Source organism: Isosphaeraceae bacterium EP7, from assembly GCA_038400315.1.
In the GTDB taxonomy this organism is placed as follows: Bacteria; Planctomycetota; Planctomycetia; order Isosphaerales; family Isosphaeraceae; genus EP7.
This window is the reverse complement of the sequence record CP151667.1, coordinates 6,128,050-6,140,901: the sequence shown is the minus strand read 5'-3', so window position 1 is coordinate 6,140,901 and position 12,852 is coordinate 6,128,050. Positions and strand designations below refer to the sequence as shown.

Sequence of the window (12,852 nt, the reverse complement as noted above, 5' to 3'; positions counted from 1 at the left end):
TGGGTGGCCGATTCTAGCGAGGCCCCGCGCCCCTCGGCAATTCGGATCCTGGGCGGCCGCCGAGCGGGGCGCCTTTGGCGCGGCGGTACCCCCGTGCACCTCGGCCATCAATCGGATAGAATTGTGGCGACCTCCGGGCCGATTCTGCTCTGGTCGCCCCCACCTCAGGCGGGGCGCGGCAACCGGCCCGACCACCCCCCCTCCGGCGGACCAGCAGGACAATGGGACTCACCGACCTCTTGGTCATCGCCGGGCTCGTGTTCATCAATGGATTCTTCGTCGCCGCCGAGTTCGCCCTGGTCAAGGTCAGGACCAGCCAGATCGAGCAGCTCGCCGAGGCCGGCAACTGGGCGGCCAAGCTCACCCTGCGGGCGCTCGACCGGCTCGACTCGTATCTCTCCGCCTCGCAGCTTGGCATCACGGTGGCCAGCCTCGCTCTGGGCCGGGCCATCGAGGAGAAGGTCGAGCCGGCCATCATCCAGACGTTCGCCTGGATGGGCGTCCAGACCGAGCACGGCGCCACCGGCCTGATCGCCACGATGGTGCCGTTCATGGCCCTCTCGCTGGTGACTTTCCTGCACATGGCCCTTGGCGAGCAGGCACCCAAGAGCCTGGCCATCCGCTCGGCCAAGCCGGTCGCCCTCTGGACGGCCCCGGTGCTGATCGCGTTCTACTACACCTTCTGGCCGATCATCTGGCTCCTGAACTCGGCCAGCAACCTGACCCTCTGGGTCGTCGGCCTGGGTGCGACCGACCACTCCGAGATGACCCACACCGAGGAAGAGCTGCGCCACATCGTCGCCGAGAGCGTCGCCGGCGGCCACCTCTCGCGCACCGAGCGCATCATGATCGAGAACGTGCTGAACCTGGAGGAGAAGACCGCCCGCCGGATCATGGTCCCGCGCCCCGACATCGTCTACCTCAGCCTCTCGCGCCCCCTGGAAGATAACCTCAGGATCGCCCGCCAGGCGGGGCACACGCGGTACCCCCTCTGCGAAGACGACCTGACCACCGTCATCGGCATGATCCACGTCAAGGACGTCTTCCGCGCCGGCGGCCAGGCCAGCGGCAGGCCCGACCTCCGCAAGTGGGTTCGCGAGGTCCCCTTCCTCCCCGAATCCCTGCGGCTCGACCAGCTCCTCATCGAGTTCCAGCGCAACCGGGTCCACCTGGCCATGCTCCTGGACGAATACGGCAGCGTCGTCGGCATGGTCGGCCTGGAGAACGTCCTCGAAGAGCTCGTCGGCCCGATCCAGGACGAGTTCGACCGCGAGACGCCCCAGGTCACGGCCGTCGAGGGGGGCGCCTTCGAGATCGACGCCACCTGCCCGCTCGACACCCTCACCGAAGAATGCGGGGTCGTCGTCCCCGAGACCGACGCCGAGACGGCTGGCGGCCTGATCCTGGACATCCTCGGCCGGCTCGGCCGCACGGGCGACTCCGTCGACGTCGGCAACCATCGGCTCATCGTCCTCCAGGCCGACCCCACCCGGATCCGCCGTGTCCGCGTCGAGCCCATCCCCGTCGAGTCCAGCTCGGGCGAATCTCGGGCGGATTGAGCCCACGCCCACGCGGGCCCCTGGATGGCCCGCCGGACTCGACCGCTGGCCTGTGATTTGACGCCTTGACGATTTCTGACGAACCGTCGATAATCTCGCCATGAAGACGAGCGAGCGCAAACAACGCGAGGTCCAGCAGCGAGAGGAGCTGCTGCTGGCGCTCGCCCGGACGATGCTCATCGAGCAGGGCTATGCGGGCCTGAGCATGGACCGCCTGGCCGAGGCCTCGGAGTATTCCAAGGGGACGGTCTACCACCATTTCGCAACCAAGGAAGACCTCGTCACCGCGCTCGCCGTTCAGAGCAACGCCCAGCGGATCGCCCTCTTCGACCGGGCCAGGGTCTATAACGGTCGACCTCGCGAGCGGATGGTCGCCCTCGGATTTGCCGACGAGCTCTTTGCCCGGCTGCACCCGCACTACTTCCACGCCGAGATGATCGTCCGCATGGCCGACCTCGGCGACCGGGCCACGGCCGAGCGGCTGGGGGCCTTCGGATGCCAGGACGACCTGATCTGCGGCTGGGTCTGCGACATCGTCCGCGACGCGGAACGGGCCGGCGATATCGTCCTGAAGCCCCCGACGACGGCCGGCTCGGTCGCCTTCGGTGTCTTTACCCTGGCCATCGGCACCCACGAGGCGATGACCAAGCTGCCCCACACGCTCAACGCGTTCGAAATCGGCGACCCCTTCGCCGTGATGAGCCAGAACATCCAGCACTTCCTCGATGGACTTGGCTGGAGGCCACTCGTCTCCGAGTGGGACTACGCCGAGACCCTCCGCAAGGTCGCCCGGGAGATCTTCGCCGATGAATGCAATCGTGTCGGCCTCGCCACCAGCTGAATTGCGCCCTCTCCCTTTTTTTGCGCAGTTTTCGACGAATCGTCGAAAACTGACGATCGGCCTTATTGTGCTCTCGGTCGTGACGGGGGCCTCCTTCGGCGGGCGTCAGTGGATGGCCTCTGTCGTGAAGTCGAGGGAGGTTGTCTCGACCGAGGTGGCCCCCGCGTCCGTCCGCGTGGTCATGCTCCAGCCCGAAGTCGTCGCCTCGGGCCTGCGTTACAGCGCGGCGGTCAAGGAGCTTCATAAGGCCGAGCTCTCGTTCCGCGTCGGCGGCACGGTCGAGTCCCTGTATCAGGTCCGGGGTAACGGTGGCCAGGTGCGGAACATTCACGAAGGGGATCGCGTCCCCAAGGGGACGGCGCTGGCGCAGCTCGATCGCTCGGACTATGTTCGCGAGCGGGGGGTGGCGGGGGAGAAGCTGGCGACGGCCGAGGCCAGGCTCGAACAGCAGGAGGCCGACGCCGGCCTGGCCCAGGTTGAGCTGAGGCGAACTGACCAGCTCGTCCGCCGTAATGCATCGACGTCGGCCGACCTCGACGCGGCGAAGGCCAAGCAGCTCTCGGCCCAGGCCGCCGTCCACGCGGCCCGGCGAGATGTTCAGTCGGCCAAGATCGACCTGGAGCAGGCCGACGCCAACCTCTCGTATTGCACGCTCGTCTCCCCGTTCGAGGAGGGGACGGTCGCGGCCAGGTCCATCGAGGGGGGCGAGCGCATCGCCGCCAACCAGAAGGCGTTCTTGCTGCTGGACCTCTCCAGCGTCGTCATCGCCTTCGGCGTCCCCGACACGGCCGTCGGCCGGCTCTCGCTGGGCCAGACGTTCGAGGTCACCAGCGACGCCCTGCCTGGCCGGCGGTTCCAGGGGACGATCCACAAGATTGGCTCGATGGCCGATGCGCAGACGCGCACATATGCCGTCGAGGTCCGCATCGACAGGCCCGAGGGCCTGCGCCCCGGCATGATGGCCACCGTCGCCTTCCGCCGCGAGGTGAACGCCCACCTCCTTCCGCTCACCGCCATCGTCCCCAGGATTACGGGATCGGGCTACGACGTCTACCGGGTCATCGAGGAAGACGGCCGAGACGTGGTGCGGGCCACCCCCGTCGAGTTTGAAGACGTCCTCAATAATCGGATCGCCGTCCGACTCGACGGCCAGGCCGGGGCGCTCCGCGACGGCGATCGGGTGGTGGCCACCGGCACACACAGGCTGTACGACGGCCAGGCCGTCCAGGTCGCCGAGTAAGACGGATGGAAACGCGCCAGCGCAGGCCTCAACCCGGTGGACGTCCATGACCACGTCGCAGTATTTCGTCTACAAGCGGCCGATCGCCTGGACCCTGCTGGTCTTCACCCTCCTCTGGGGCGTGCAGGCCTACCGGTCGATGCCGCAGCGGCAGGACCCGGTGATCCAGGTCCGCAGCGGCGTGGTCCTGACCAACGTCCCGGGCGCCAACGCCATCGAGGTCGAGCAGGAGCTGACGCGCAAGATCGAGAAGAAGCTGGCCGAGAACCCCGCCGTCGAGCATGTCCGCTCGCTCAGCCGCCAGGGGCTCTCCGTGGTTTTCGTCGACCTGTACGACACGACGAAGAACGCCGAGGCGATCTGGCAAGACCTCGACAACAAGCTCGCCGCGATGACCGACCTGCCGATGTCCGGCGGCCAGGCACCAAGGCCGAGGCTTGACAAGGACTTCGGCGACACCGTCGCGGTGATGCTCACGATCAGCAGCCCGCCCGTCTCCGACGTCGAGGTCGAGCGTCGCGCCGCACTCATCGCCGAACGCCTGAAGGCCGTGCGCGAGGCGCGGCCCGAGGGCTTGCGCGACCGCAGGCACAGCGGCGTGCTCGTCCACCCCACGTCGCTCGACCCGGCGCTCATCGAGCGCCTGGCCCAATCGCTTCTGCTCCACTTGAAGGACGCAGGGATGGCCGAGGACGGCCAGTATGTGGGGCTCCTGGGTGCCGGCGTGGTCGACTTTCGCCTGATCGACGGGATCGACCGGGCTTCCCTGGGCCGCGAGGTCGAGCGCTGGCAGGCCTCGGCCGTGGGCAGCGGCCTGGGGCACCCCGACGTCTGGCCGGGCGTTCTCGTGGCCGATCTTTCCGAGCTGGTCGGCGAGCTGAAACGCCGGTGTCAGGCCGAGCCGGGCGGGGTGGCTCGGTACAGCTACGAGGAGCTGAGACGCCACGCCGACCTGATCCAGGATCGACTGCGGCAGACGCCCCGGGTGGGCAAGATCGAGCAGCTGGGCGTGGTCGAGGAGGCGGTTTATCTCTATATGAGCGGACGTCGCGCGGCCTCGACCGGACTCGACTTCGAAGGGCTGGCCCGCACGCTCGCCCAGCGAAATATCGACGTCCCGGGCGGCACCGTCGAGCTACCCGGCCAGAACCTGGTCGTCAAGCCAACCGGTAAGCTTGGCGGCGCCGAGGAGCTGCGCGACGTGGTCGTCGAGGTCCGCGATGGCTATCCCGTCTACCTCAGGGATCTCGTCGAGGTCGTCGGCGGCTACGAGGACCCCCCGCGGAACCTGAATTTCCGCACCATCAAGGCCGACCCCGCGCACCCGCCCACCTCGCTCCAGCCCGACGTCGGCACCGGGATGGTTTCGGGCGGTGTGGAGGGCCACGGTGCGGCAGAGGCTTCGAAATCAGGCGGCCCCAAGCAGCTCTGGACCACCAGGGCGATCACCCTGGCCGTGCGTCAGGTGAAGGGGACGCAGATCGCCGAGTTCTCCAATGATGTCGATCGAGTGCTGGGCGAGATGCGCGGGGTCCTGCCCGATGACCTCCGCATCGATCGGACCAGCGACGAGCCCGAGCGTGTCCGGCACAAGATCCACGAGTTCGACGACTGCCTGATCGAGGCCATCGTCATCGTCGTCATCGTGGCCCTCCTCTTCATGGAGTGGCGCAGCGCCCTGCTCGTGGCCATCTCCATCCCCATCACCCTGGCGATGACTCTTGGCATCTGCTCGCTGCTGGGCATCGACCTCCAGCAGATCTCCATCGCCGCGCTCATCATCGCGCTCGGCCTGCTGGTCGACGACCCGGTGGTGGCCGGCGACGCGATCAATCGAGAGCTGGCGCATGGCACCCCTCGCGACGTCGCCGCCTGGCTCGGCCCGCAGAAGCTCTCCAGGGCGATCCTTTACGCAACCATCACAAACTGCGTCGCGTTCCTGCCGCTGCTGCTCGTCAGCGGCGTGGTCGGCGAGTTCATCTACTCGCTGCCGGTGGTCGTCACCGCCTCGCTGGTGGCCAGCCGTATCGTGTCGATGACGTTCATCCCGATGCTCGGCTACTTGATGCTCAGGGGGCAGGTCGGCATGGAGGCTGGCGTGGGGGAGGGGGGCAAGGGCTCTCGGTTCGCGCGGGTCTACAACGGGTTCTCAGAGATGTGCATGGATCACAAGTGGACCTCCCTGATCGCATGCTTCATCGTGCTGGGCTCGGCCATCAGCCTGCTCCCGCTCATCGGCACCAACTTCTTCCCCAAGGATCTCCACACGGTCTTCTGCGTCGACCTGTTCCTGCCCGAGGGGACACCCATCCGCCAGACCAAGGACGAGGCGATGCGGGCCATCGCCCACATCGACGAGGTGCTCGGCGATGACGCCGAATCCTATACGACCTACGTCGGCGCGGGCGGGCCTAGGTTCTGGCTCTCGATCGTGCCCGAACAGCCGGCGGCCAACTATGCCCAGGTGATGATCCACACCCGCGACCGCCTGAAGACTGCCGCGCTCGGGGCCAGGCTCAAGGCGATCCTCCCCTCCAAGGTCCCCGCGGCACGCGTCCGCGTCTACCAGCTCGAGACAGGCCCCCCGATCGGCGTGCCGGTGCAGGTCCGCCTGATGGGCCCCGACCTGAAGACGATCAGGCGTCTGGGCGAGCAGGTCAAGTCGTTCATGCGCAACTACCCGGGCACGATCGACATCCAGGATGACTGGGACCCCGAGATCCTCCAACTCGGCCTGAAGGTCGACGCCGAGCGGGCCAACCTCACCGGCGTCTCCAACCAGACCATCGCGTCGCTGATGAATGGGGCCCTCTCGGGCCTGCCGACCACCGCGATCCGCTCCCGCGATCGCCTGATCCCGGTGACCCTGAAGCTCAGGCCCGACGAGCGCAGCCAGCTCGACGACCTGCGCACCTTGAGCCTCACCAGCGCGTTCGGCAACCTCCGCCTGCCGCTCGACCAGGTGGCCAGCTTCCGGCCCGAGGCCGTCGCCCCCAAGATCATGAGGCGCGACAACGAGCGCTGCCTGACCGTCAAGTGCGACGCCATCCCCGGGGTGCTCCCCAGCCGCGTCGTCGAGGCCCTCGGGGTGAAATTGGCCGAGGCCACGAAGGACTGGCCGGCCGGCTATCACTACAGTTTCGGCGGCGAGAAGGAGGAACAGGAGAAGGGCTTCGGGACGATGACCGTGGCCATGATCACGTCGATCGTGGCCATCTACATCGCGCTCGTGCTCCAGTTCAACAGCCTGACGAAGCCCCTGGTTGTCTTCGCCGCGGTCCCCTTCGGCATGGTCGGCGGGCTGATGGGCCTGCTCGTGTTCGACGTCCCGCTCGGCTTCTTCGCGCTGCTGGGGCTCTCGTCGCTGGCCGGGGTCATCATCAGCCACGTCATCGTGCTCTTCGAGTACATCGAGGAGGCCCACGAGCGGGGCGAGCCCCTGCGGCGGGCGGTGATCGACGCCGCGCTCGTGCGCCTTCGTCCTGTGCTCGTCACGGTCCTGGCCACCGTCGGCGGCCTGATCCCGCTGGCCATCAAGGGAGGGCCGCTCTGGGAGCCTCTCTGCTACGTGCAGATCGTCGGGCTGCTGCTCGCGACGCTCGTCACCAAGGTCGTCGTCCCGGTCCTCTACGTCCTCTTCGTCGAGGACTTCAAGCTGATCAAGTGGGCCGAGCCCGGCACCCACACCCACGAAGGGCCCCCGGCCGAGTACGCAGTCCTCGCCTCGGGCGGTCATTGAACCGGGGCGGCCGCCGTTCTAGCATAGCCCGTCCGGCCCCGGTCCAGCGTCGCTCGACCGGGGACCGGCCACCCCGACGGCCGGCCATCCATGACTCAAGAGCACGACGACGGCAATTCCTTCGCCCACCGATTGACGATCTTCTCCACCTCGGGGGGGATGGTCGGAGTATGCCTCACCGGTATCGGCCTCATCGGCGTCCTGTCGCATCTCAGGGCGGTGCAGACCGTCGCCGAGGAGTTGCTGGCGGCCGACGCCCTCGCCTTCCTGACCTGCTCGATGCTCAGCTTTTTCGCGCTCCGCGATCGCAGCCGGAGGCGGCGTCGGGTCTTCGACCTTACCGCGGACATCATCTTCATCATCGGCCTGCTACTCATGATGATCGTTTGCGCCCTTATGGCGCTGAGCATCGACTGAACCCGCCCCGACGAGATTCCACGCCGCCCCCTCGCCCACGTTGTAGATTATGGGTAGACGGATCGGAGCCGATCGCCAGGGATGCGCCGCAGCACCCACCATGAGTCGCACCACATGTCGTGCCTCTTCGTCGCGGCCATCTCGCTGGCCGTCGGAGCCAATCCGTACCGTCTACAGCCCGCCTTTTTCGAGCGAGGCCCCGACGCCAACGCCGGCGTGCTCATCAATCTGACCGCGGGCGGCGGGCCGGCCGACCCCTTCGATCCGTCGCGGCCGACCGTCGTCATCGCCGTCGGCGCCAACCCGTTTTCGGGCCGAATCCACTACACGATCGCCCCGACCTTTGCTGCCGCCATCGGCCGCCGACTTGGCAACTCCGCCAATGTCCTGGAGTGGGCCTGGGGGGCCGATTCGGTCGGCAGCGTCATCCCCAGACGTAACCTCGCCCGCGCCGAAGACCACGGCCAACGCCTCGCCGAGGCCCTGCTGGCGACGGGCGTCCCCCCCGAGCGACTCCACCTCATCGGCCAGAGTTCCGGCGGTACGCTGATGGCCTCTGCCGCGCAGGCGATCGCCGGACGCACCGGCAGGCTCGTCGGGCAGGTCACGCTCCTGGACCCTGCCTCATGCCACCACGACGTCATCTTCGGCCAACTCTGCGTCGCCAACTCGGCCGCCAGGGTCGAGAATTACTGGGCCCCCGGCCCCAGCGGCTATGGCGGCCAGGCTCACGTCGCGGGAGTCTGGAATTATCGTGTCCCCGGGCCCGGTGGGCTGCTCGCGACACCCTCACTCACTCGGTCCGACCACATCAACACGGCCCGGTTTTACCTCGCCACCATCGAGGACCCCGCCAACTCCGCCGGCTTCAACACCAGCCATGTCCTGCGGGGTCCTTGACGGCCTGCCGTCAGTTCATCTCGGGGACCAGCGGGCCGGCCAGGCCCTTCAGGTAGAAGAGACGTCCCGGCAGGGTGGGCATGAAGCTGCTGGGCACCCACGGGTCGGGCCCATATCGCAGGGTCATCCAGAGGCTTAGGCCCTGCCACTGCATCCCCCGGTCGAACACGCCGTCGGCCCCGCCGATAATCCGGTCGGCCTGGAGGAACACCCCCGGCCCGATCGTGTTGGCGAACGCCGGCACCAGCGTCGTCCGGCTCTTGAAGCTCGTCAGTGCATTCTGCTCGATCGTGAGCGGATGCAGCTTCGCCCCCAGCCTGTAGGTCTGCGCCTTCCACTCTTCCACCGATTTGTAATCGGCGGCGAAATGGGGCTCCCAGAAGGCGATGTGGCAAACCCGACCGATGCCGAAGATCACCGAGAGCTCGGCCCCCTTCGCCTTCAACTCCGCGATCCGCTCTCCATAATGCGGAAGCCGCTCGGGCGTGGCGAACCAGCGCCTGTCCGCCGGCACGCTCCGCGACCCCATCGGCCCGTAGAAGGCCCCTTCCATCGCATTCTGGAACGCGCCGGGGTCATTCGAGGGGAGGGTCCGACCCTCGCGGTCGCTCCACTCGTCCATGTTGAAGCCGTGGACGTGCTCGCAGCCGACCCCCCACTCCTTGAGGAAGTAGACGGCCCAGCGATACATGCCCATCGGCCCCACGGGCAGGATGAGCGCGGCCTCCCGCCCCTCGTCGGCGGTTCGCTTGATGGTCAGGGCGATCTCATGCCCGAGCATCACATCGAAGTCGGCCACCGTCTCGCAGACCACCGGGTTGAACCCCGGATTCCACCAGGGCTGCCGCTCGCCGATCGATCCCGGCGGATGCGAGGCACAGGCGTCGATCTTCGCCAGGTCCCAGCCCGCTGGCAAGAACCCTTCCATCATCGACCCGGCGTACGTGGTCAGCAGGTTCATGGCTCAGTCACCGTCGGGTAGACGGGATCGCGTCACGCGCAATCCCAAGGCCGGCAAAGGTATCCCGCCCAGCCGCTACGGGCAATCCCCCGCCGCCCTCGCACGGTCCCCACTCCCGGCGATCTCGTCTCCAATCCCACCCATCGGTCCAAACGTCGGCGACGTCGGACCTTGAAACCATCGCCCCCGCGTGATAAGATTCTCTCCTCGCGGCGAATAGCCCGCTTGCAGAAGCGGCGGCGTAGCTCAGTTGGTTAGAGCGGCGGTCTCATAATCCGCAGGTCTCCGGTTCGAGTCCGGACGCCGCTATTCGCCCCCCTCCCCGTCAGGCCCCGCCCCAGGCCGTCAAACCCCGCCACGGCCAAGGGTTTACGGCCGATCTCCTCGCCGACCATCTCGACGCCCTTCACGCCAGCATCCGCCACCGCCCGCCCCAACCCGTCCCCTCAGGTGGGCAAAAAGTGGGCAAGGGGATCGTTGATGCGTTTCCCTCCCTCCCGGTCGCCGTGAGTTCACGGTCCGGGCTGGCTGGGCGGAGGCTGGGAAGCGACGAGGCCGCATTCTCGATGTCTACTGTCCTGGGCTGGTATAGCGCCCGGTCGACTCGAGCGTCGAGTGCCGCATCAACCTCCGGACGACGCGGCGCGAGACTCCGGCTTCATCGGCGAGTGTAGCGCATTGGCATCGAAGTGCATGGAAGTCGAAGACGAGGCCCCCCTGGTTCTTATAGGCGATCCCCGCGGCGGCACGGTCGAGCTTCAGCATGTCCGCGCCCTTGTCCGACAGCGGGAAGACAGGGCCGTCTGGCGGTATCTCGGCGACGAACCGGGGCAGATCGGCTGCGACGTCGGAGGGCAGGGGGAGGCTCGCCCGATCGCTATTTTTCGTGTAGCCGGCCTCGACCGTCACCGACGGCGCTGCGCCCGCTGAGCATCAGGACTCGGTCTCTCTCTAATTCGGTATGATCCGCACTCCACTCGACGACGCGATCCGTGATGAACTCCGCGCCTTGCGGCGGGTTCCGCTCCCGCCTATTGCCCCTCAGGCGGCTAACTTCTTGTCGGATGGCGTCCGTTTCCGATACTTTCCGGCGATGAGACCCACCGGAACATCGACCGAACCCGAAGCCCGCCGACGTCTCGTCGTGCAGCGGGTCGCCGAGGGCTGGAAGCAGCAGGATGTCGCCGCTTTTCTCGGCGTCTCGACCCGGGCCGTCGGCGGGTGGGTGGCCGCCCACCGCGAGGCCGGCGAGGAGGGCCTCAAGGCGACGCCCCACCCCGGGCCGGCCCCCAAGCTCACCCGCCGCAGGGAGCAATCCGTCCTGTCCTGGCTGGCCAGGAGCCCGCAAGCCTTCGGCGACAAGACCGACCTCTGGACCACCAGGCGACTGGCCGAGGTCATCGCCAGGAAGTACGGCGTCCGCTTCAACTCCAACGACCTGGCCGGCTGGCTCACCCGGCGAGGCTCCTCGCCGCCGAAGCCCGAGGTCCGGGCGGTGGAGCGGGACAACCCGGCCATCGCCCGCTGGGCCGCCGAGGACTGGCCCCGGATCGAAAAAAAGCGAGGGACGAGGGGTCCCACGTCGTCCTGATCGACGAGAGCGGCTTCTTCCTCAACCCGGCGGTCCGCCGCACCTGGGCCCCCAAGGGGCAGACTCCGGTGCTGACCGGGTGCGGGCGACATCGCCAGAAGGTCTCGACGATCGCCGCCATCAGCGTCGCGCCGGGGCGGCGCCGGCTCGGGCTGTGCTGGAAGACCGATCCCAAGGGCTACATCGACGCCGAGGCGGTGGTTTCCTTCCTCCGGGGCCTGCTGCGGCACCTGAAGGGCCGGGTGATCGTGGTCTGGGACGGGGGGAGCAACCACAAGGGGCCGGCGATCCGAGCCTTGCTGGGGCGCTACCCCCGGCTGACGCTGGAGCACCTGCCCGGCTACGCCCCGGATCTCAACCCGGTGGAGATGATCTGGGGCCACCTGAAGCACGGGCGGATGGCCAACTTCGTGCCCGAGGATGTCCTCCACCTGGAGCGGGTGGTCCGGGAGAATCTGCGAGGTGTCAGGGGCAATCCGGGGCTGATTCGGTCGCTCTGGAACGGGTCGGATCTCCCATTTCCGAACCGGAATTTAACCATCCGAAGGTCAATAAGGTCCGGACCACATCGCGATGGTCCTCCTCTCCGATGCCGGCTGGTCGGCACCCAGAATCGGCTCGCACCTGGGCTACTGCGGCCAGACTGTCCGCGACCTGCTCCGCGGCTTCCTCGCACGAGGGACCGACGCCCTTCGGCCCTTTCGCTCCGGACCGCCTCCCGATGCCGCACGCCACGTTCAGGTCACCGACGAGTTGGTGAGGTTGCTCGCCGAGGACCGCACCCGGACCAGCCGCCAACTCGCCGATGCGCTGGCCGATCGCGGCATCGGGCTCGGGCCGCGTCAGGTCCGCCGATCCCTGAAGCGGATGAGGGCCGGCTATCGCCGCACGGCCTCGACGCTCAAGCACAAGCAGGACCCGGCCAAGGCCGAGCGGGCCGGCAGGGTCCTGGCCAACCTGATGGCCAGGGCCAAAGCCGGCTCCGTGGTGCTGTACGATCTCGACGAGTGCGGCTTCTCGCCCACGCGGCCGGTGGGCGACAACTGGAGCTTGCCGGGGCGGAGGAAGTTCATCCGGTACGAGGCCCCGCAGGGCCGGAGGGTCAACGCCCTTGCGGCCGATAGGCCGTTCGGGCGGACGCGCCGGCTGGAGGTCTTCACGGCCGAGCGGACCTGGGACTTGCACGACCTGATGGGGTCCTGAAGGCTTGCCGTGGTCGAAGGCGCCTCGCGTGGTGGTGCTGGACAACGCCGGCTTCCACACGAGCAAGGCCGTCCGCGCAGCCCGGAAGGATCTAGCCGAGCGGGAAATCTACTTGTCTTTCCTGCCGCCCGACTCGACGGAACCGAACCGGATCGAGCCGGTCTTCAGGCAGATCAAGCATCAGGAGATTCCACGGCGTAGTCATACGACCCGGAGCGGCTTGAGGGAGGCCGTCGAGGCGGGCTTCAACAACTACTCCGTCGCCCCCTTGGCCCGTACACCGCGAGGCCGTGAAAAAGCGAGGTTCGCCACCTCCATCGCCACCCCGACCGGATCCTGAACAGTCGCCAGGCCCCCCGAGGCCGCATCTGCAAGGACGGGACACGCCGGGAGACCCTCAT

The 12,852-nt window shown here is 67.7% G+C and carries 11 protein-coding genes, 1 tRNA gene and 1 pseudogene; 11 read left to right on the top strand and 2 right to left on the bottom strand.

The genetic code is table 11. From position 1 onward, the window contains the following. Nucleotides 1–221 precede the first annotated feature (221 nt). The 6 genes from EP7_RS24250 to EP7_RS24225 all read left to right on the top strand — a co-directional run bounded on the left by EP7_RS24250 (nucleotide 222) and on the right by EP7_RS24225 (nucleotide 8,696). Nucleotides 222–1,559 carry a hemolysin family protein gene (locus EP7_RS24250; RefSeq protein WP_463524780.1) on the top strand — a complete coding sequence of 446 codons (1,338 nt, stop codon included), beginning with the start codon at nucleotides 222–224 and terminating at the stop codon, nucleotides 1,557–1,559. A 100-nt stretch (nucleotides 1,560–1,659) separates the two neighbouring features. Continuing rightward, nucleotides 1,660–2,400: a TetR/AcrR family transcriptional regulator gene (locus tag EP7_RS24245; RefSeq protein ID WP_463524779.1), complete on the top strand. Its 741-nt coding sequence runs from the start codon at nucleotides 1,660–1,662 to the stop codon at nucleotides 2,398–2,400. A gap of 112 nt (nucleotides 2,401–2,512) precedes the next feature. Further along, nucleotides 2,513–3,640, top strand: a complete 1,128-nt coding sequence (locus EP7_RS24240) for an efflux RND transporter periplasmic adaptor subunit (protein ID WP_463524778.1) — start codon at nucleotides 2,513–2,515, stop codon at nucleotides 3,638–3,640. Between the two features lie 46 nt (nucleotides 3,641–3,686). Next, nucleotides 3,687–7,379: an efflux RND transporter permease subunit gene (locus EP7_RS24235; protein ID WP_463524777.1), complete on the top strand. Its 3,693-nt coding sequence runs from the start codon at nucleotides 3,687–3,689 to the stop codon at nucleotides 7,377–7,379. 90 nt (nucleotides 7,380–7,469) lie between these two features. Then, nucleotides 7,470–7,796 carry a hypothetical protein gene (locus EP7_RS24230; protein ID WP_463524776.1) on the top strand — a complete coding sequence of 109 codons (327 nt, stop codon included), beginning with the start codon at nucleotides 7,470–7,472 and terminating at the stop codon, nucleotides 7,794–7,796. A gap of 81 nt (nucleotides 7,797–7,877) precedes the next feature. Continuing rightward, a complete protein-coding gene (locus EP7_RS24225; protein ID WP_463524774.1) occupies nucleotides 7,878–8,696 on the top strand; it encodes an alpha/beta hydrolase family protein in 819 nt (272 codons plus the stop codon). Between the two features lie 10 nt (nucleotides 8,697–8,706). Here the strand turns inward: EP7_RS24225 and EP7_RS24220 are convergent, their stop codons facing one another. Further along, nucleotides 8,707–9,657, bottom strand: coding sequence for a 6-phosphogluconolactonase (locus EP7_RS24220; protein WP_463524773.1), 951 nt, complete (start codon nucleotides 9,655–9,657; stop codon nucleotides 8,707–8,709). 235 nt (nucleotides 9,658–9,892) lie between these two features. Here EP7_RS24220 and EP7_RS24215 point away from each other — a divergent pair. Then, nucleotides 9,893–9,966 (top strand) — tRNA-Met (locus EP7_RS24215). A gap of 261 nt (nucleotides 9,967–10,227) precedes the next feature. Here the strand turns inward: EP7_RS24215 and EP7_RS24210 are convergent. Continuing rightward, nucleotides 10,228–10,566, bottom strand: a complete 339-nt coding sequence (locus EP7_RS24210; RefSeq protein WP_463524772.1) for a hypothetical protein — start codon at nucleotides 10,564–10,566, stop codon at nucleotides 10,228–10,230. Nucleotides 10,567–10,750: 184 nt separating this feature from the next. On the opposite strand from EP7_RS24210, the gene EP7_RS24205 reads away from it, so the two are divergent. The 4 genes and pseudogenes from EP7_RS24205 to EP7_RS24190 all read left to right on the top strand — a co-directional run bounded on the left by EP7_RS24205 (nucleotide 10,751) and on the right by EP7_RS24190 (nucleotide 12,791). Further along, nucleotides 10,751–11,248, top strand: coding sequence for a helix-turn-helix domain-containing protein (locus EP7_RS24205; RefSeq protein ID WP_463524771.1), 498 nt, complete (start codon nucleotides 10,751–10,753; stop codon nucleotides 11,246–11,248). After that, nucleotides 11,182–11,580: pseudogene (locus EP7_RS24200) on the top strand (transposase); the annotation flags it as partial. The gene EP7_RS24205 and the pseudogene EP7_RS24200, both read left to right, overlap by 67 nt. Before the next feature lie 241 nt (nucleotides 11,581–11,821). Continuing rightward, the gene (locus EP7_RS24195; RefSeq protein ID WP_463524769.1) at nucleotides 11,822–12,451 is read left to right on the top strand and encodes a transposase; all 630 of its coding nucleotides are present in this window, start codon (nucleotides 11,822–11,824) and stop codon (nucleotides 12,449–12,451) included. 4 nt (nucleotides 12,452–12,455) lie between these two features. Continuing rightward, nucleotides 12,456–12,791: a transposase gene (locus EP7_RS24190; RefSeq protein ID WP_463524768.1), complete on the top strand. Its 336-nt coding sequence runs from the start codon at nucleotides 12,456–12,458 to the stop codon at nucleotides 12,789–12,791. Nucleotides 12,792–12,852 lie beyond the last annotated feature (61 nt).